Source organism: Stenotrophomonas pictorum JCM 9942 (assembly GCF_001431585.1).
GTDB classification, from domain to species: domain Bacteria; phylum Pseudomonadota; class Gammaproteobacteria; order Xanthomonadales; family Xanthomonadaceae; genus Stenotrophomonas; species Stenotrophomonas pictorum.
The window spans coordinates 1-18011 of record NZ_LLXS01000056.1 but is presented as its reverse complement, the minus strand read 5'-3'; the positions used below and the strand labels follow the sequence as shown (position 1 = coordinate 18011).

Below are 18011 nucleotides of genomic sequence, written 5' to 3'. Positions count from 1 at the left end.
CTAGGCTCGGCGCTTCCCGACCTGGAGGGCCTATGGGCAAGCTCAAGCGCAAGCAGTACGAACAGCTGCTCGAACCGATGCAGCTGGAACTGGCCAATATGGCGCGCTGGGCCGCGCACCGCGGACAACGCATCTTGGCGCTGTTTGAAGGCCGCGACACCGCCGGCAAGGGCGGCGCGATCCAGGACATCGCCAAACACCTGAATCCGCGTCAGTGCCGCGTCGTCGCCCTGCCCCGGCCGACCGAGCGCGAAAGCACCCAGTGGTATTTCCAGCGCCACATCGCCCACCTGCCCGCCGCCGGCGAGATCGTGCTGATGGACCGCAGCTGGTACAACCGCGCCGGCGTGGAAAAGGTGATGGGTTATTGCACCGATGCGCAGTACCAGGCATTCCTCGCGCAGGCTCCTGCCTTCGAGAAACTGCTGGTGGACGATGGCATCCTGCTGTTCAAGTACTGGCTGGGGGTGGACCAGCAACAGCAGGAAGAGCGTTTCGCGCAGCGTCGCGACGATCCGCTCAAAGGCTGGAAGCTGTCACCGGTGGATCTGAAGGCACGCCCTGCCTACGCCGAGTACGGCAAAGCCCGCGACGCCATGCTCGCCGCCACCCACACCGCACACGCACCGTGGACGCTGGTGGATTTCAATGACCAGAAGCGCGGGCGCCTCACCCTGATCCGCAATCTGCTCGACCGGCTGCCGGACACCCGTGTCGACGAGCCGCCGATCGAACTGCCGCCACTCGCCGGCACCCCCCAAAAAGAGAAATACAGCGTGCTGCAACCCGTGCCGGATTTCCCCGTCGGCGATTGAACACCCCGGCGGCGGCGACGGACGAGATGCCCCGGAGCGGCGGCGTCCACGCCGCGCCCAGGCAGGCCCGGCCACCGCCGCTCCGGGGCTGGACCCGTACAGATCGAACAGGCGGACACCGCGCGCCTGCCAATGTCCGCTGCCGGAACGATCGGATCCTGGCCCGACCTGTCCCGGCCCGCGTGCAGGATTACAGCACCTTGCCACCCGCGGCGGTGATGGCCTGCTCGATCTCCTGCGCGTTCACCGGTCCCAGGAACTGCTTGGCCACCTTGCCGTCCGGGCCGATCAGATAGGTCATCGGCAGACCGCGCGGGGTGGCAAAGTCGCTGGGCGGGTTGTAGGTGTCGATGATGGCGATCGGATAGGCCACCGGATGTGCCAGGAGGAAGGCCTGCATCTCCTCCAGCTCGATGTCCTCGTAGGCCAGCCCGATCACTTCGACATTGCTGCGCATGGCGTGCAGCGCCGACAGCTCGGGCATTTCCTGCAGGCACGGCCCGCACCAGGTCGCCCAGAAATTGATCACCACCCACTGCCCGCGTTGGCCAGCCAGATCGTAGGCCTTGCCATCGACGGTCTGCACCTGCAGCTGCGGCATCTCCGCGGTCTGCTGAACCACCTCCGCCTGCGCGGCCGCAGCACTGTCCGATTCGATCGCGGGCGGCGCCGGGGGCGGTGGCGCGACGGGCTCCTGCGGCGGCTTGCAACCGCTCAATATCAACACCAGCAGCGCGAATGGAAGGAGCTTGGCGGTCATCGGTGGTCTCCGGTAATAACGTAGATATCGTCCACGCGACGTTTGAGCAGCTCGCGCAGCGGCACGCGCAGTTCATCCAGCGCGCGGCAGGCGGCCTGGCCCAGGCTGTCGTCGCGGAACGGCAGGTATTCCTCGGCAGCGGGAATGCGCAGCTGCAGGCTCTCGTACAGGTCTTGCAGGCTGATGCTGTCCAGATCGCGCGACAGCAGCCATTCGCCGCGTTCGTCGCAACGCAGCAGGTTGATCTGCTCCAGCTGCTCCAGCAACTGTTGCAGCAACGAATCGGTGAGCATCGGCTCCAGACTCAGGATCTGCCCCTCGTCCAGACCCTGCCCGTTCTGGCGCGCTTCACGGAAACGCCCCAGCAGGCGCAGCAGCGCATACAGCTCGCAGCCCTGCGGCAGGCGCAAGGCCGCCGGCTGGTAGCGGAACGCGGCGATGGAAGAAGCCAGCGACGCTCCCAGCAGCACCGATACCCAGCCCAGGTAGATCCACAGCAGCAGGATCGGCACGAACGCCACCGTGCCGTACAGCTTCTGGTAGGACTGGAAGCTGCCCAGATACAGGCCCATCCCCCACTTCACCAGCTCCAGCATCAGCACTGCCAGCAAGGCGCCAGGGATGGCGTGGCGCCACTTCACCGTGTGATGCGGTACCACCCGGTAGATCAGTACCACACTGACGAATTCGATCAGCACCGGCGCCAGCCGCAAGCCCAGATCGGCCAGCCAGCGGCCCTCGGTGGTGCCAAACAGCGGCAGCGACAGCACCTTGGCCGACACCGCCAGTGAGGCGGCGGCCAGCAGCGCACCCAGCGTGAGCACCGTCCAGTAGACGAGGAAGCGGGTCAGTTTGGGCCGCGCCGACGCCACCCGCCAGATCCGGTTGAAGGTCTGCTCCACGCTGTTGAGGGTGATCAGCAGCGATACCACCAGCGCGATGAAACCGGCCGCGGTCAGCTGCCCGGCGCTGGCCGAGAACTGGCGCAGATAGCCCTCGGCCGCGCGCGCCGCCGAGGGCACGAAGTTGGAGAACACATAGTCGCTGAGCGCCTCGCTCCAGCGGTCGAACATCGGAAACGCCGACAGCACCCCGAACACCACGATCGCCAACGGCACCAGCGCGAACACGGTGGTGTAGGCCAGCGAGCCGGCCGCCTGGAACAGGCGGTCATCGAGGAAGCGGCACCACAGGAACCGCGCGAAACTGGTGGTCCGCGCCCGGTCGCGCAGCCGTTCCATCCATAGATTGAGTGAATCCAGAGGTTCCATCGGGCAAGGGTACCCGATGCAAAGCGCGGCCCGCATCGCCGATACTGCCGGCTCCTGCGTGATGAGTGGATGGTGTGATGGCGGAAATTCTGGTGCTCTACTACAGCCGTGGGGGTTCGGTGGCACGGCTGGCGCGGCAGATCGCCCGCGGTATCGGCGAAGTCCCCGGCATGAGCGCCCGCCTGCGCACAGTGCCACCGGTGGCGGCCGTCACCCAGACCAGCGCCCCCCCGGTACCCGAGGACGGCGCCCCGTATGTGGAAATCGCCGATCTGGCCGAATGCGCTGGCCTCGTGCTCGGCAGCCCGACCCGCTTCGGCAACATGGCCGCACCGGTCAAGCACTTCCTTGATGGCCTCGGCGCCGAATGGGTCAACGGCACCTTGGCCGGCAAACCGGCGGCGGTGTTCACCTCCACCGCCTCGATGCATGGCGGGCAGGAATCCACGCTGCTGTCGATGCACCTGCCGCTGCTGCACCACGGCTGCCTGATCGTCGGCATTCCCTTCACCGAGCCGGCGCTGAGCCACACCAGCAGCGGCGGCACGCCCTATGGCGCCAGCCATGTGGCCGGTGCGCAGGATGATCCGCAGCCCACCGACGACGAGGCCCAGCTGGCCCGTGCCCTGGGCCGGCGCGTGGCCGATATCGCGCGGCGGCTTACGCCATGATCGCGCGCGCGCGCGACGGCGCACTGGCAGCCGCCTTGCTGCTGCTGGCCGCCCTGTACGCGGGCTGGTTCCGTGCCGACCGCCATCTGGTCGCGGTGCTGCTGGTGTTCGTGGCGCCGCCACTGCTGTTGCTGGTCGGGGTGGTCGCGCAGCGCGGCTACGCGCGCTTCTGGGCCGGCGTGCTGGCCCTGTTCTGGTTCAGCCATGGCGTGATGCACGCCTGGGCGCATCGCGATATGGCGCTGTATGCGTGGGCCGGGATCGTGCTGTCGCTGCTGATCGTGGCGCTGGTCAGCGTGCCGGGCATGCGCGCGCGTTTTGCCGCCAAGCGTGGCGCGGGCGGCGCTGGGTCCGGCCACTGAGCAGGCGCGGTGACGCCAATGCACCCCTGCCGCGGTCGGCGGACGCGCTTTATCATGCCCGCCAGCGCGGCGCGTTCGCCGCAGGCAGTCACCGCAAGGATTTACCGCAATGATGGAAGAACTCCTGATCGTCACCACCGGCGGCACGATCGACAAGATCTACTTCGACGACAAATCCGACTACCAGATCGGTGATCCGCAGATCGGCATGATCCTGCGCGAGCTGGGCGTCACCTTCCGTTTCAACGTGATCCCGATCCTGCGCAAGGATTCGCTGCACATCACCGACGCCGACCGCGAACTGATCCGCGCCACCATCGCCGCGCAGCCGACCCGCCATGTGCTGGTCACCCACGGCACCGACTCGATGGTCGCCACCGGCAAGGTGCTCAGCACCCTCCCGGGCAAGACCATCGTGATGACCGGCGCGCTGAGCCCGGCCCGGTTCCGCGGTTCGGACGCCGAATTCAACATCGGCTGCGCGATCGGCGCGGTGCAATCCTTGCCGGAAGGTGTCTACATCGCCATGAACGGCCGCATCTGGAATCCGGAAAAGGTCCGCAAGAACGTCGACGCCAACCGTTTCGAAGCGCTGTAAGTGGCCAAGGGCACCCGCGCCACCGCCGCGTTGGCCAGAGCCGGCGTCGCCCATGACGTGCATGCCTACGACTATTCGGCCGAGGTCGACAGCAAGGGGCTGGCCGCCGCGCAGGCGCTGGGCATCGTGCCGGCACGAATGTTCAAGACGCTGATGGCCTGGGTGGACAAGCAGCCGGTGGTGGCGGTGATTCCCTCCGACCGGCGGCTGTCGCTGAAGAAGCTTGCCGCCCACTGCGGTGGCAAGCAGGCGCAGATGATGGAAGTCCCCGAGGCCGAGAAGCGCAGCGGCTACAAGGTCGGCGGTATCAGCCCGTTCGCCCAGCAGCGACCGGCCGCAATCGTGTTCGCCAGCTGTGCGCGGCAACACGCCACGCTGTACATCAACGCCGGCCAGCGCGGCCTGCTGCTGGAGATCGCCCCCGCCGATGCCGTGTGCTTCCTGCAGGCGACGCTGGCCGATATCTGCGAGGACTGACAGCCCACCGTCCCGCGCAACAAAAAGCCCCGCAACAGGCGGGGCTTTTTGTGGGATCAGCCGGGGCGGACTCAGGCGTCCAGACGCACCAGCCAGCCGTGGCGATCGGCCTGACGACCGTACTGGATGTCGGTCAGCTCCTTGCGCAGCGACATGGTCACCTCGCCAGCCGGCGCATCCAGGTTGCCCACCGAGAAGCCCTCGCCCTTGAGCTGGCCGATCGGGGTGATGACCGCGGCGGTACCACAGGCGAACACCTCGGTGATCTCGCCCGAGGTCACGCCCTGCTTCCACTCGTCGAGGGTGACCTTGCGCTCTTCCACGGTCATGCCGCGGTCGCGCGCCAGCTGCAGGATCGACTCGCGGGTGATGCCTTCCAGGATGCTGCCCGACAGCGCCGGGGTGACCAGCGTGTTGGTCTTGCCGTAGACCAGGAACACGTTCATGCCCCCCAGCTCTTCCAGGTACTTGCCCTCGACCGGATCCAGGAACAGCACCTGCGAGCAGCCCTGCGCCTGCGCCTGCTGCTGCGGCAGCAACGAGGCGGCGTAGTTGCCGCCGCACTTGGCCGCACCAGTACCGCCCTTGGCCGCACGCGCGTAGTCGGTGGACAGCCAGATCGCCACCGGCGCCACGCCCTTGGCGAAGTACGGGCCCGCCGGGCTGGCGATCACGTAATAGCTGGCCTTGTGCGCGCCACGCACGCCGAGGAAGGCCTCATCGCCGATCATGAACGGGCGGAAGTACAGACTGGCCTCGTCGGCATCGGACACCCAGTCCTTGTCCACGGCGACCATCTGCTTGAGCGACTCGACAAAGATCTCCACCGGCAGCTCCGGCAGGGCCAGGCGCGCGGCCGAACGCTGCAGGCGGCGGCCATTGGCCTCCGGCCGGAACGTCCAGATCGAGCCGTCGGCATGACGGTAGGCCTTGATGCCCTCGAAGATCTCCTGGCCGTAATGCAGCACGGCCGCGGCCGGATCCAGCGCGATCGGCCCGTACGGCATCACCGCCGCGTCATGCCAGCCAGTGTCCTTGTCCCAGCGTACGGCCACCATGTGGTCGGTGAAGTGCAGGCCGAAGCCCGGCTTCTCCAGGATCTTGGCGCGCTCGGCGGCGCTGCGGGGATGGTCCGAACGGGTGACGGCAAAACTCAGCGAAGACTGGGACACCGGATAATTCCTTCCAGATTGCGGGTTGGGACGCCGCCCGATGCCAGGCCGGCACCGGGTCGGGAACTACAGCATGCCGGTTTCGAGCCGGGCGGCCTCGGACATCATGTGCCGGCCCCACGGTGGATCGAACACCAGATCGACGTCAGCTTGGGCCACCGTCGGAATCATTTCCAGCTTGCTGCGCACGTCGTCGACCAGAATCTCGCCCATGCCGCAGCCAGGCGCGGTCAGCGTCATCTTCACATCGACTTCGCGCTTGCCATCGTCCAGATGCTTGATGTCAACCTCATAGATGAGGCCAAGATCAACGATGTTGAAGGGAATTTCCGGGTCGAAGCAGGTACGAAGCTGCTCCCACACCAGTTTTTCCACATCTTCGTCACCGGCGTTCTCAGGCAGCTCCAGCCCCGGTGGCGGCTCCTTGCCGATGGCATCGCCGTCCTTGCCGGCAATGCGGAACAGATTGCCCTCGACAAACACGGTGTAGCTGCCACCCAGTGCCTGGGTGATGTAGCCGTAACTGCCGGCGGGCAGGGTCACGCTGTCGCCCTGCGGCACCATCACGGCCGGGCAATCGCGTTCGAAATGGACGGGTTCGCTGCTGCGGGAATACATGTAGAGGGATATGGGGACGCGGAAACTTCCCGCAAGGCGGCCATTTTATCCGACTGGGCACCCTCGCCGCTGAAACGCTATGCTGCCGAATCTGTTCGGGAATGCCCCATGTCCTTAGTTTCCTCGCCGGCCGGTCGCCCCCACCACTGGCTCTGGCCGCTGTTGCTGCTGCTGGGAAGTATCACCATCGCCGTCGCGTGGCTGCTGGCCGCGCTGGCCACCGGTACCCAGGCCGGCTGGATGGCGGTCCTGGCCGCCCTGGAAGCAGCCTGGATGCTGCGCCTGGGCACCTTCCGCGCGGGCCGCGCGCGGGTCGTCATCGCCATCGCCGCCACCGTGCTGATTGCCGCTGCCGCCAACTGGGGCATCGCCGCCGCGTATATGGGCGGACCGATGGGCCTGAACCCGTGGGAATCGGCATTGCGTATGGGCCCGCACCTGGCGTGGACGCTGCTGGCACTGGCCAACGGCCTGCCCGAAATGCTCTGGCTATCCATCGCGCTGCTGGTGGCGTGGCGCGCGGCGCGCTGACGCGGGCTGTTGTTCCGGGTGCAACCCCGGTCAAAAAATCCCAATCCTGCCGGGGCGAAATGTCAGTTCCGGCACATAGACCTGTGCCTGATGCGCACACTCATCGGCGTTAAATATTCGTAATTTCTTCGCACCGAGTACCCACCCTGCGGAGTCAAACGTGAGTATCCAGCCCCTGAGCCACGCCATTCGTTGCGCCCTGCTGCCGATGTCCACCGCCGCGCTGGCGCTGGGCGCGGTCGGCGACGTCCTCGCCCAGGACACGCCTCCCAAGGAAGAAGCCACCAACCTGGATCGCATCCAGGTCACCGGTTCGCGCATCAAGCGCGCCGACCTGGAAACCTCCAGTCCGGTGTTCGTGATCGATCGCCAGAACATCGACAACTCCGGCGCAGCCACGGTCGGCGAGTTCCTGCAGCGCACACCGGCCATTGCCGGTGCCGCCACCAATCCCCAGGTCAACAACGGCGGTGGCGCCGGCGCGGCCACCATCGACCTACGCGGCCTGGGCGTGAACCGCTCGCTGGTGCTGGTCGACGGGCGTCGCTGGATCGGCACCGTCAGCAACGCCAACGGCGCGGTAGACGTCAACTCGATTCCGATGGCGGCCATCGAACGCGTGGAGGTGCTCAAGGATGGCGCCTCTGCGATCTATGGCTCCGATGCCATCGGCGGCGTGGTCAATTTCATTCTGCGCAAGGATTTCGATGGCCTGGAGGCCTCCGCCTACTACGGCATCTCCTCGCGCGGCGATGCAGGCACGCAACGCTTTGACGCGACCTTCGGCATGACCGGCGAGAAGGGCAACCTGATCCTGGGCGCGAGCTATGACAAGGAGGATTCGGTCAGTGCAGCCGACCGTGCCTATTCCAGCCAGCCCTACCAGCTGTATGCCGGCGAAAAAGGCATCGGCGGCACCAGCCGCATCCTCACCGGCCGCTATGTGCTGCCGCGCGATGTCGCGCTGGCCCGTGGCGCCACGCTCGATGCGAACTGCGCCCAGCCGAGTGCCGCCAACCCCAATCCGAACGTGGTGCTGACCCGCATCGACGGCCGGCCGGGAACCTCGGGCTCCGACTTCCGCTGCTTCAACGGCCAGACCGACGTCTACAACTTCCAGGCCGACGGCAACCTCAACCTGACGCCGCAGGAACGCACCAGCATGTTCGTCAGCGGCAACTACCGCCTGAGCCAGCATGTCGAAGCTTTCCTGCTGGGCTCCTGGCTCAAGACCGAGTCCTCGTTCTTCATTGCGCCGCTGCCATTCGACGGCCGTGCCGCGGTCGACAACGTGCCGATCAGCAAGGACAGCATCTACAACCCGTTCGGCGTGGACATCACCGATGCGCGTCTGCGCCTGCGTGACTTCATCCCGACCCGTACCACCCGATTCGAGACCGATACCTACCAGATCACCGCGGGTTTGCGCGGCAATTTCGGCGACAGCAGCTGGAGCTGGGATGCGGCCTACTCCTATGGCCGGACTCCGCAAAGCTCGTCGGTACGCGGCTACCTGTACAGCCCCGGCCTGACCGATGCGCTTGGCCCGTCGATGATTGACCCGGCCACCGGCAACCCGATCTGCGTGCGGACACCGGGCGATGCCACCACGGCTATAGCCGGTTGCCTGCCGGTCAACTTCATGGGCCCGGCCCCGGATCCGAACACTCCTGCCGGCCAGGCGCAGCTGGCGGCCTTGAACCTGATCAACCCCACCATCACCAATTCCAACGAAAACGACCTGAAGGTCTTCAGCGCCAATATCACCGGTGACATGTTCGAGCTGCCCGCCGGTATGGCCTCGCTGGCGGTCGGCGTGGAACGCCGCGAAGAATCGGCCAGCTCCACCAGTGACTTCCTGACCATCATCCCGCCGGGCGAAACGGTGTGTCTGATCACCCAGGAAGCCTGTACGTTCGGTGATATCTCGGGTTCTTTCGACGTCAACGAGATCTACGCCGAAGCCCTGCTGCCCCTGCTTTCGGATATGCCGTTCGCCGACAAACTCACTGTCACTCTCGGCACCCGCTACTCGGATTACTCCAACTTCGGCGGCACCACCAATTCCAAGATCGGTGTGGAGTGGAAGCCGTTTGCCGACCTGCTGGTCCGCGCCACCTACGCTGACGTGTTCCGCGCTCCGACCATCGGCGATCTGTATGCGCCGACCGTCCCCAGCGCCAACACCTATACCGACCCCTGCAACGGCTACACCGGCGGCAATCCCGTCGCCTGTGCTGGCGTTCCCACGGATGGCTCGTTCCAGCAAAGCAACAACCAGGTCACCTCGTTCCAGGTTGCCGATCCCAACCTGCAACCCGAGGAAGGCAACGTCCTCACTTATGGCTTCGTCTACAGCCCCGGCTGGCTGGAAGGTTTCAGCGTCACCGCCGACTACTGGCGGGTGAAACTGGACCAGTTCATCACCAACCTGCCGGAAAACGTGATACTCAACCAGTGCTTCAACCAGGGCCGCTACTGCGACACCTTCGTCCGTGACGACGCCGGCGACGTTGCCCAGATGACCAACGTGATCGGCAACTTCGGCAGCCTGAAGACCTCCGGCGTGGACATCGGCATGCGCTACATGTTCCCCGAAAGCGCCTGGGGCAAGTTCTCCTGGAACCTGGATGCCACTTATCTGGCCGAGTACAACGTGCGGCTGCTGGCCGGCGATCCCACCAGCGACGTCGGCGCATTCCCGGAGATTCCGGAGAGCGTTGGCCTGGCCGGCACCTTTGTCGACAATGCCTCCTCCGGCTTTGGCAACCTGGCCCGCTGGCGCGCGCTCAACGACATCAGCTGGTCGCTCGGCAATCTGAGCGCCAGCATCACCACCCGCTATGTGCACCACGTCTACGAGGCGCCGGATGTGGCCGATCCCAGCGAGCCGGGCTTCGTCGCCAAGCGCCGGGTGCCGTCCTACACGCAGACCGACTTCCAGATCGGCTACCAGTTCGAGGAACTCAAGAACAGCTCCATCCAGGTCGGCGTGCGCAACCTTACTGACCGCCAGCCGCCGTTGATCTATTCTGGCTTCAACGCCTCTACGGACATGCGGACCTACGATGCCATCGGCCGTTACTACTGGATGCGCTGGACTGCCCGTTTCTGAGTCCACCCTCGCAACAGCGTCATCCGCCGCGGCCAACGCCGCGGCGGATACTTCCGGAGCGGACCTGCGCCATTACATCCGTACCTACGATCACAGCCTGCCCGCTGAGCTGTGCAGCAAACTCATCGACTCTTTCAATTCGCTGGCCCGCTTCCAGCAGCGCAACGGACGCGGCGTGCGCGCGGGCCTGGATGACAGCGCCTGGACCGAGCTGGACGTGAGCCGCCTGTCCGATGCACCGTTTCTGTCCTTCTTCCGGCAACTGGTCAGCCAGGCACTGCACCGCTACAACGCCGACGTGGGCCTGCCGATCGCCGTACCCGACAGCCCCCTGCTCAGTCCGCTGATCCTCAAGCGCTACCGTGCGGGGAACGAGGAAAAATTCCAGACCCACTTCGACTCCATCAATGAGGTCTGCGACCGTTATCTGGTGTTTCTCTGGTATCTGAACGATGTCGACAACGGTGGCCGGACCTGGTTCCCGGGCCTGCATACCGGGATCGCGCCGCGCGCTGGACGGTTGCTGATGTTCCCGCCGTACTGGATGTACGCGCATCAGGGGCAAGCCTCGCCGGACCAGGACAAGTACATCCTGTCGACGTACCTGCGCTTTCCGCAGCGTCAGTCCCACCTGTAGCCGTAGCGCTCCACCCACGGCGCCAGCGTGGCCAGCGTGGCGTCACTGAAATGCGCGCGATAGCGTTTCCAGCGGTCGATGGCATTGGCATTGACCGGCTGGATCACCTGCGCATAGCTGGGCGTATTGATGCGTCGGGTGCGCGTCGCCGACGCGCGGTGTGAAGCCAGTTGTTCCGGCGCCATCGACAGCGAAAGAAACCCCATCAATGCCTCCAGCCGTGCGGGCACGTCATGCACAAGGTCCTCATAGCGCAGTACATGCACGCGCACAGGCACCCGCTGGCGCTGCGCCTCCCACCACGCCATCACCGCCGCATAGGTGCGCGCGGTGGATTCCAGCGACGCAAAAGCCAGCGCGCCGCCATTCATGCCGAATGCCTGCATGTGGCAACTCAACACGCAGTCACAGGGATGGCGCAGCAGCAGCAGCCAATCCGATTGCGGAAACAGGCGTGCCACATACGGCAGGCGCGTCATCGTCAACGGGTATTTGTCGACCAGGCGATGCTGCGGCTGCACATGACGGCGCACTTCGCTCCAGTAGCACTGACGCGCCTGCACGATCTGCGCGGGCCTGAGCGCGGCCAGCGAATGATCCAGATCGCTGTCCCGCCAGTGGGCGTCATTGCGCAGCTGCTCGATGGCAACCTCCAGCGCCGGCCGCTCGTCCAGCACATCCAGCTGCGGATGGGCGTCCAGCATCCGCTCCAGCAGGGTGGTACCCGAGCGGGGAAATCCGACAAGAAATACCGGATCCACCGGCGCCGCATCTTCAACCTGAGCCTGCCATGACACAGGTGCGGGATGGCGCATGCGTTGCTGCAGCCAGCCAAGGGGGGCCGGAGGCCGGGTATCCGGCAGACGTTCCAGGAACGCCGCCCCTGCCGCATCGTGGGCGTGCGCCAACGCCGCCATAGCGTCATCGACGGCACCCTGCATGTCGTGGCACTTGGCCAGCTCAAACTGCAACTGGGCCCGCATGGCGGCCGGCAGCTCGCGCGACAAGACAGGCATCAATCGTGCGATCGCGGCACCGGCATCGCCAAGCCGCCGCGACACGCGCGCCGAGGCCAACGCGAACATGCCGGCATCGGACGCTGCTGCTTCCGGCTCGATCGGATCAATTACGGTGGCGGCTTCGGGGATTCGGTTCAGCCGTTCCAGCAGCAAGGCGAGCCGGATGCGCGATTCATGATCGCCAGGCGCCTGCTGCAGCAGGCGCCGATAGAACGCCAACGCCTGTTGCTCCCTGCCGGCCTGCGCCCACAGCCAGGCCAAAACCCGTTGCTGCTCTGCATTGAGTCCTGCTTCATTCACGCCATCAAGGCACTGCACCAGCGCGTCGAACCGTTCCAACTCTGAAAGTGATTGCGCGTAGGCCAGACGCACATCGTCAGCATCGGGCTCTGTTGCGAATGCTCGTGCCAACCAGTCGTTGGCTTCAACGAAACGGTGCAATGCAAGACACGCCAACCCCTGTCCCAGCCAACACGCCACTGTCTGGCTTCCCAGCGCCCGCGCACGCTGGAACGCAAGATCGGCGCCGGCGTGATCACGACATTCCAGACAGGCATTGCCCAGATTGATCCACAGCTCGGATGACTGCGGCTGCAGGCGTGTCGCCCGGTCCAGCAGCTGCCGAGCCGTCCCGGCTTCGCCCTGCTGGGCCATCGCCAGCGCCAGCACCTGGAGGCCTTGAACCGAATCGGGGGTCAGCTCCAACAGCTGGCGCATCAATGCCGCTGCCTGCCGTGGTTGACCGCGATTGAGGTAGTCGAGCGCCTGAGCAAGCTGGATCTGCACCACCGCCACGTCTCCCGATCAGTTTCAGAAGGAACAATAAGCAGATGAATTCGCAACAATGGTCTATCCGAATGCAAAGCCAGGCACGGCCTTGATCGAGCCATGCAAGCAGCATAAAGCCGTCCGGAAACCTGGCAACTCTCTCCCAGGCGAGACCTTGGCTCAGCCCTCGATACCAACAGGGCAAGCAGGGGGCATTCCGGAGCTGCCCGGCATGTCCGGGCTTTTTTCATTACATCTTCACTCCCCGTCCCGAACATTACGGACCTGACAGTTCCTGCCGGAATTCCACAGCCTGAATCGCCGTACTTTTCAGCGTGTCGATGGGTTGTTCCGTGCCTACGTCCCCGCCATTTCCCTGTATCGCCGGCTGCACGCCCGCAACGGAAGCGAAGTGAGAATCCAGCACCATCACCTCCACGGCATCCACTCCTTGGAGCTGCCGGCTCAACAACCGGCGTGCGTGCATGCCATCGCCGGCAGCAGCCGCGGCGCCAGGCTGTCGATTCCCGCCGGCTGGATCAGCGTCGTCGGGGTACTGCGCGGGGTGGTGGAGCTGGGCAATGGCGACACCCCCTGGCAACTGACCTCACGGCATCTGCAACTCTGGCTGGATGGCAACCTGCGCATCGCCTGCCGCACTTCATGCTGGTGGCTGTGCATCACCGCACCCGCACACGTGTGGCACGAGCTTCCCTGCCGCAGCCCCGGCGGCACCAATCTGATCCCGGGCGAAACCCGCTGCCCGCAGGCACTCGGCCGTCCCGTGGTGCACCTGGCGCGTGCGTGCTGGTTCGGCGGTGGTACCGACGAGGCCGCGGTCGTGGACAGCATGACCTGGCTCCGTGATGCACTGATCGAGCACCAGCAGGAACGGTACGACCAGCTGAACCGGTGCAGCGGACGTACCGCGGTGCGCCGCCATCAGACCCTGCTGCGCCTGCTGCGGGTGCAGCACCTGATCCGCTGCAACATCGATGACCGTCTCGACCTGGCCCGGCTTGCGGCTGTGGCCAACTACTCTCCGACCCACCTGATCCGCATCTACCGCAGCGTATTTGGCGAGACGCCGTGCGAGTACGCCACGCGCCTGCGCCACCAGCGCGCGTGGGAGCTGGTCTACACCACCGACCTTTCGGTCTGCGAGATCGCCGATGCCCTGGGCTTTGAAAGCGAGAGTGCGTTCTGCCGTGCGTTCAAGCACGCCTTCGGCTGCACCACCAGCGAAGCACGGAAAGGCCTGCGCGCTCCCCCAGCATCATTTGCCTGTACCGGCCTCGTCGCCGACGACCTGCAACCACCTGCGGCGACCACCGCCCCCGTAGTTTTCCATTGAGCCCCCTCAGTGCCCGCCGTCCAGCGCCTTCAACTCGCTGACCAGTGAGCTGGCCGCTTCGGCACCATCGCCGTACAGCATCCGCGTGTTGTCAGCGTAGAACAGCGCGTTCTCGATGCCCGCAAAGCCGGTGCCCTTGCCGCGCTTGATCACGATGGTGTTCTTGGAATGGACCACGTCCAGGATCGGCATGCCGTAGATCGGGCTGGTAGGGTCGGTCTTGGCCACCGGATTGACCACGTCGTTGGCGCCGATCACCAGCGAGACGTCGGTGGTGGCGAACTCGGGATTGATGTCATCCATGTCGGCGATCAGGTCATACGGCACGCCGGCCTCGGCCAGCAGCACGTTCATGTGCCCGGGCATGCGCCCGGCCACCGGGTGGATGGCGAACTTGACCTTGACCCCGCGCTCGATCAGCCGCTGCGCCAGTTCCCAGATCTTGTGCTGGGCCTGCGCCACCGCCAGGCCGTAACCCGGCACGATCACCACGCGCTCGGCAAACGCCATCATCGCCGCCACATCGGCCGCTTCGATCGGCTTCTGCGAACCACCGATCTCCGCCCCCTGCCCGCTGCCGCCGAAGTGGGAGAACAGCACGCCGCTGATCGGCCGATTCATCGCCCTGGCCATCAGCCGGGTCAGCAGGATGCCGGCCGCGCCGACCATCATGCCGGCAATGATCAAGGCCTCGTTGCCCAGCACATAGCCCTCGAAAGCCACCGCCAGACCGGTGAAGGCGTTGTACAGCGAGATCACCACCGGCATGTCGGCACCGCCGATCGGCAGGGTCATCAGCACGCCCAGCGCCAGCGCCACCACGAAGAAGCTGATGATCGCCAGCGGCTGCAGGCTGATCGCCGCCCACACCCCCAGCACCAGCATCGCCACCGCCACCAGCAGGTTGAACACCTGCTGCCCGGGGAAGGTGACGCGCTTGTCCAGGCGCCCGTCGAGCTTGGCCCAGGCGATGATCGAACCGGACAGCGATACCGCACCGATCGCCGAGCCGATCACCGCCAAGGTCAGCACCGTCGCGGACGGCTGCCGCGCCGCCAGATCGGCGATGGCCTGCGCGCTCCAGTGGCGGGTGTCCCGGCCGGCGACGTCGGCGAAGCGCAGCAGCTCCACCGCGCCGATCGCCGCCGCCGACCCGCCACCCATGCCGTTGTACAGCGCCACCATCTGCGGCATGTCGGTGATGGCTACCTTCTTGGCCGATACCCAGGCCAGTCCGGTGCCCAGCCCCAGCGCCAGCGCGATCAACGCGAGGTTGTGCAGCCCGGGCAGGAAGAACGTGGCCGCCGTGGCGATCAGCATGCCCAGTCCGGCCCAGTGGATGCCGCTGCGCGCGGTCTTCGGCGAGGCCATCCGCTGCAGACCGAGCAGGAACAGGGTGGCCGCGACCAGATAGCTGGCGCTCACCAGCCAGGAAAGCAGTTGCGTGGTTGTCAGGTTCAAGCCTTGTCCTCCGTGCTGCCGGCCTTCTTGCTGGACTTGAACATCTCCAGCATCCGCTCGGTGACCACATAGCCACCGGCCGCGTTGCCTGCGCCCAGGACCACGGCGACAAAGCCGATGGCCTTCTCCAGCGTGGTGTCGGCGTGGCCCAGCACCACCATCGCGCCGATCAGCACGATGCCGTGGATGAAGTTGGAACCGGACATCAGCGGGGTGTGCAGGATCACCGGCACCCGCGAGATGATCACGTGGCCGGCGATCGCGGCCAGCATGAAGATGTACAACGCTACGAACCCGTCGCTCATTGCTGTGTTCTCCAAGGCTGGATGCGCCTGTCCAGCATCATAACCATGCAACGAAAGCCCAGGCGACCACTGCCGTGTCAACCGATCGGGCGCCCAGGCGTTATTCCATCCAGAACCCCCCGGAACGCTACCCTGTGCTGGTGACCAGTCCACCCCTGATGCCATCTGCCGCGGCACCGGCCTCGCTGGACGTATTTCTGGCCGGGGTCGGCCCGCGCGCCTTCCGTTTTGCCGAGGCCGGTCTGCGCCAGCGCGAGGACGCGCTGGACGCGGTGCAGGACGCGATGGAGCGGATGCTCGGCTACCGCGACCAGCCGCCCGAGGAATGGACCCCGCTGTTCTGGAGCATCCTGCGCCGGCGCATCATCGACCTGCAGCGGCGCCGCAGCTTCCGCTTGAAGTTCTGGGCACCGCAGGACGAACAGGACCAGGACAGTGCCATCGACTGGGCCGACCACGCCGCCGGTCCGGCACAGGCGCACGAGCAGCGCGAGGACTACGCGCGGCTGGTGCAGGCGTTGCGGCGGCTGCCTGCCCGCCAGCGCGAAGCTTTCAGCCTGCGCGTGCTGCAGGAGCTGGATGTGGCCACCACCGCCAGAGCGATGGGCTGTTCGGAAGGCTCGGTCAAAACCCACCTGTCGCGCGCGCGCGACGCATTGCAGAAACAACTGGAGGCCACGCGGTGAACCGCCTGCCCACACCCCCCGATCAGTTCGACCACCGGCTGCAGCTGCTGCAGCAGCACGCCAATGGCGCGCTGTCGCACGCCACCCTGGCCCGCCTGCGGGGTGCCCGACAGGCCAATGCGGCTGAGGCGACATCCCCCTGGCGACGCCGCGGCTGGTGGCTGGCCACCGCCTGCTCGGCGGTGCTTGCCGTTACCGCGGCGCTGCAGTTCGACCGCGCCCCGCCGCCCGCCGCGCCGGTGCTGGCGGACGATGCCGGCGATATCCCCGATGACACCCTGCTGTTCGAGCAGAGCCCGGAGCTGTACCTGTGGCTGGGCTCGGACGCCCTGGCGATGGAATGAAGACGATGACAACCTCCCTGCCCCGCGTGCTGATCCCGCTGCTGCTGTGCCTGAGCGCCCCGCTGGCCGCCCAGACGCTGCCCGAATGGGAGCAACTCACTCCCGCCCAGCGCGAAACCCTGATCGCCCCGGTCCGCGACCGCTGGAACGCATCGCCCGAGCGCCGCCAGCGCATGTACGAACACGCCCGCGGCTGGCAGCAGATGACACCCGAGCAGCGCGAACAGGCCCGCCGCGGCATGCACCGGTTCGAACACATGACGGCCGAGCAGCGGCGCGACGCGCAGGCGCTGTTCGCCAGGATGCGCGGCATGGACAAGCAGCAGCGCCAGCAGCTGCGCGAGCAGTGGCACAAGATGACGCCCGAACAGCGCCGGCAGTGGGTGCAGGCCAATCCGCCACCGGCGCGTTCCGAGCCCTAAGCCCGGCTGCGCCGGCCGGGCCGGCACAGCTGCCCTCTCCGGGAGGGAAGGCTCAGACCGGCGGAATCTCGCCACCGGCCGGGCGCGCAGGCCACACCGTCTTGGCCAGCAGCTCGTCGTTCCAGTCGAAAGCCAGCGCGCCATTTTTGAGGAACAGCGCCACGAAGTTGTAGACGTTGCGCGCGTACATCTCGCTGGCATGCACCGCGCCCATGCTGGCCAGATTGAGCGGGCCGGCCACGGTCACGCCGCCCACCTCCACCGTCTGCCCCGGCTGCGTCGCTTCGCAGTTGCCGCCGGTTTCCGCGGCCAGATCGACGATCACGCTACCGGGCTTCATGCCGGCCACCATCGCGGCGCTGATGATGCGCGGCGCCGGCCGGCCCGGTACCGCGGCGGTGCAGATCAGTACATCCACACTCTTGAGATGCTCGGCCAGACAGCGCTGCTGCTCGGCCCGCTCGTCCTCGGTGAGTTGCCGCGCATAGCCGCCCTCACCGGCCGCACTGACGCCCAGATCCAGGAATTTTGCGCCCAGCGATTGGATCTGTTCACTGGTTTCCGGACGCACATCGAAACCCTCCACCTGTGCGCCCAGGCGTCTGGCGGTGGCAATGGCCTGCAG

20 protein-coding genes are annotated in these 18011 nt (G+C 66.2%); 12 read left to right on the top strand and 8 right to left on the bottom strand.

Annotation, left to right across the window (positions count from 1 at the left end):
- Window positions 1-32 precede the first annotated feature (32 nt).
- The gene (gene ppk2 / locus ARC78_RS15035; RefSeq protein WP_054660962.1) at window positions 33-815 is read left to right on the top strand and encodes a polyphosphate kinase 2; all 783 of its coding nucleotides are present in this window, start codon (window positions 33-35) and stop codon (window positions 813-815) included.
- A 190-nt stretch (window positions 816-1005) separates the two neighbouring features.
- On the opposite strand, the gene ARC78_RS15030 is transcribed toward ppk2, so the two are convergent.
- The gene (locus ARC78_RS15030) at window positions 1006-1575 is read right to left on the bottom strand and encodes a TlpA family protein disulfide reductase (RefSeq protein ID WP_054660404.1); all 570 of its coding nucleotides are present in this window, start codon (window positions 1573-1575) and stop codon (window positions 1006-1008) included.
- Window positions 1572-2846 carry a YihY family inner membrane protein gene (locus ARC78_RS15025; RefSeq protein ID WP_057506569.1) on the bottom strand — a complete coding sequence of 425 codons (1275 nt, stop codon included), beginning with the start codon at window positions 2844-2846 and terminating at the stop codon, window positions 1572-1574. The genes ARC78_RS15030 and ARC78_RS15025 overlap by 4 nt, the downstream gene beginning before the upstream one ends.
- Window positions 2847-2923: 77 nt before the next feature.
- Here ARC78_RS15025 and wrbA point away from each other — a divergent pair, with 77 nt between their 5' ends.
- From wrbA to ybaK, 4 genes are all read left to right on the top strand, one after another.
- Window positions 2924-3517, top strand: coding sequence for an NAD(P)H:quinone oxidoreductase (gene wrbA, locus ARC78_RS15020; RefSeq protein ID WP_057506568.1), 594 nt, complete (start codon window positions 2924-2926; stop codon window positions 3515-3517).
- Entirely contained in the window at window positions 3514-3879 is a 366-nt protein-coding gene (locus ARC78_RS15015; protein ID WP_057506567.1) for a DUF2069 domain-containing protein, read from the top strand. The genes wrbA and ARC78_RS15015 overlap by 4 nt, the downstream gene beginning before the upstream one ends.
- Before the next feature lie 112 nt (window positions 3880-3991).
- Window positions 3992-4477, top strand: coding sequence for an asparaginase domain-containing protein (locus ARC78_RS15010; RefSeq protein ID WP_054657976.1), 486 nt, complete (start codon window positions 3992-3994; stop codon window positions 4475-4477).
- Window positions 4478-4954: a Cys-tRNA(Pro) deacylase gene (gene ybaK / locus ARC78_RS15005; protein ID WP_054657972.1), complete on the top strand. Its 477-nt coding sequence runs from the start codon at window positions 4478-4480 to the stop codon at window positions 4952-4954.
- A 71-nt stretch (window positions 4955-5025) separates the two neighbouring features.
- On the opposite strand, the gene ARC78_RS15000 is transcribed toward ybaK, so the two are convergent.
- Together ARC78_RS15000 and sufT are read right to left on the bottom strand one after the other, a co-directional pair.
- Entirely contained in the window at window positions 5026-6126 is a 1101-nt protein-coding gene (locus ARC78_RS15000) for a branched-chain amino acid aminotransferase (RefSeq protein WP_054657970.1), read from the bottom strand.
- 66 nt (window positions 6127-6192) lie between these two features.
- On the bottom strand, window positions 6193-6744 hold the full coding sequence (gene sufT, locus ARC78_RS14995) for a putative Fe-S cluster assembly protein SufT (RefSeq protein WP_054657968.1): 552 nt from the start codon (window positions 6742-6744) through the stop codon (window positions 6193-6195).
- A 108-nt stretch (window positions 6745-6852) separates the two neighbouring features.
- Here sufT and ARC78_RS14990 point away from each other — a divergent pair, with 108 nt between their 5' ends.
- The 3 genes from ARC78_RS14990 to ARC78_RS14980 all read left to right on the top strand — a co-directional run bounded on the left by ARC78_RS14990 (window position 6853) and on the right by ARC78_RS14980 (window position 11027).
- The gene (locus ARC78_RS14990; protein ID WP_054657966.1) at window positions 6853-7275 is read left to right on the top strand and encodes a hypothetical protein; all 423 of its coding nucleotides are present in this window, start codon (window positions 6853-6855) and stop codon (window positions 7273-7275) included.
- A gap of 160 nt (window positions 7276-7435) precedes the next feature.
- Entirely contained in the window at window positions 7436-10390 is a 2955-nt protein-coding gene (locus ARC78_RS14985; protein WP_145974370.1) for a TonB-dependent receptor domain-containing protein, read from the top strand.
- Between the two features lie 175 nt (window positions 10391-10565).
- Window positions 10566-11027 carry a 2OG-Fe(II) oxygenase gene (locus tag ARC78_RS14980; RefSeq protein ID WP_241772762.1) on the top strand — a complete coding sequence of 154 codons (462 nt, stop codon included), beginning with the start codon at window positions 10566-10568 and terminating at the stop codon, window positions 11025-11027.
- On the opposite strand, the gene ARC78_RS14975 is transcribed toward ARC78_RS14980, so the two are convergent.
- The gene (locus ARC78_RS14975; RefSeq protein WP_158499995.1) at window positions 11012-12835 is read right to left on the bottom strand and encodes a tetratricopeptide repeat-containing sulfotransferase family protein; all 1824 of its coding nucleotides are present in this window, start codon (window positions 12833-12835) and stop codon (window positions 11012-11014) included. The two genes, ARC78_RS14980 and ARC78_RS14975, sit on opposite strands and share 16 nt — an antisense overlap.
- A 391-nt stretch (window positions 12836-13226) precedes the next feature.
- Between ARC78_RS14975 and ARC78_RS14965 the strand changes: the two genes are divergently transcribed.
- Window positions 13227-14168: a helix-turn-helix domain-containing protein gene (locus ARC78_RS14965; RefSeq protein WP_145974369.1), complete on the top strand. Its 942-nt coding sequence runs from the start codon at window positions 13227-13229 to the stop codon at window positions 14166-14168.
- A gap of 6 nt (window positions 14169-14174) precedes the next feature.
- Here ARC78_RS14965 and ARC78_RS14960 read toward each other — a convergent pair whose 3' ends face one another.
- Complete coding sequence (locus tag ARC78_RS14960) at window positions 14175-15629, bottom strand: NAD(P)(+) transhydrogenase (Re/Si-specific) subunit beta (RefSeq protein ID WP_054657951.1); 1455 nt, start codon at window positions 15627-15629, stop codon at window positions 14175-14177.
- Window positions 15626-15934: an NAD(P) transhydrogenase subunit alpha part 2 gene (locus ARC78_RS14955; RefSeq protein ID WP_054657950.1), complete on the bottom strand. Its 309-nt coding sequence runs from the start codon at window positions 15932-15934 to the stop codon at window positions 15626-15628. Before ARC78_RS14955 ends, ARC78_RS14960 begins: the two co-directional genes overlap by 4 nt.
- Window positions 15935-16068: 134 nt before the next feature.
- On the opposite strand from ARC78_RS14955, the gene ARC78_RS14950 reads away from it, so the two are divergent.
- Genes ARC78_RS14950 through ARC78_RS14940 form a run of 3 tightly spaced genes read left to right on the top strand, consistent with a single transcriptional unit; the run spans window position 16069 to window position 17386 of the window.
- Window positions 16069-16620: an RNA polymerase sigma factor gene (locus ARC78_RS14950; protein ID WP_083468407.1), complete on the top strand. Its 552-nt coding sequence runs from the start codon at window positions 16069-16071 to the stop codon at window positions 16618-16620.
- The gene (locus ARC78_RS14945; RefSeq protein ID WP_057506565.1) at window positions 16617-16964 is read left to right on the top strand and encodes a hypothetical protein; all 348 of its coding nucleotides are present in this window, start codon (window positions 16617-16619) and stop codon (window positions 16962-16964) included. Before ARC78_RS14950 ends, ARC78_RS14945 begins: the two co-directional genes overlap by 4 nt.
- Window positions 16965-16969: 5 nt before the next feature.
- Window positions 16970-17386, top strand: coding sequence for a DUF3106 domain-containing protein (locus ARC78_RS14940; protein WP_425480570.1), 417 nt, complete (start codon window positions 16970-16972; stop codon window positions 17384-17386).
- A 52-nt stretch (window positions 17387-17438) separates the two neighbouring features.
- Here ARC78_RS14940 and ARC78_RS14935 read toward each other — a convergent pair.
- A partial coding sequence (locus ARC78_RS14935; protein WP_484600321.1) for a Rossmann-fold NAD(P)-binding domain-containing protein occupies window positions 17439-18011 on the bottom strand: 573 nt, incomplete at its 5' end.

Coding starts and splice junctions, on each gene's coding strand:
- ppk2 (WP_054660962.1), top strand. CDS start 33: ATGGGCAAGCTCAAGCGCAAGCAGTACGAACAGCTGCTCGAACCGATG.
- ARC78_RS15030 (WP_054660404.1), bottom strand. CDS start 1,575: ATGACCGCCAAGCTCCTTCCATTCGCGCTGCTGGTGTTGATATTGAGC.
- ARC78_RS15025 (WP_057506569.1), bottom strand. CDS start 2,846: ATGGAACCTCTGGATTCACTCAATCTATGGATGGAACGGCTGCGCGAC.
- wrbA (WP_057506568.1), top strand. CDS start 2,924: ATGGCGGAAATTCTGGTGCTCTACTACAGCCGTGGGGGTTCGGTGGCA.
- ARC78_RS15015 (WP_057506567.1), top strand. CDS start 3,514: ATGATCGCGCGCGCGCGCGACGGCGCACTGGCAGCCGCCTTGCTGCTG.
- ARC78_RS15010 (WP_054657976.1), top strand. CDS start 3,992: ATGGAAGAACTCCTGATCGTCACCACCGGCGGCACGATCGACAAGATC.
- sufT (WP_054657968.1), bottom strand. CDS start 6,744: ATGTATTCCCGCAGCAGCGAACCCGTCCATTTCGAACGCGATTGCCCG.
- ARC78_RS14990 (WP_054657966.1), top strand. CDS start 6,853: ATGTCCTTAGTTTCCTCGCCGGCCGGTCGCCCCCACCACTGGCTCTGG.
- ARC78_RS14955 (WP_054657950.1), bottom strand. CDS start 15,934: ATGAGCGACGGGTTCGTAGCGTTGTACATCTTCATGCTGGCCGCGATC.
- ARC78_RS14940 (WP_425480570.1), top strand. CDS start 16,970: ATGACAACCTCCCTGCCCCGCGTGCTGATCCCGCTGCTGCTGTGCCTG.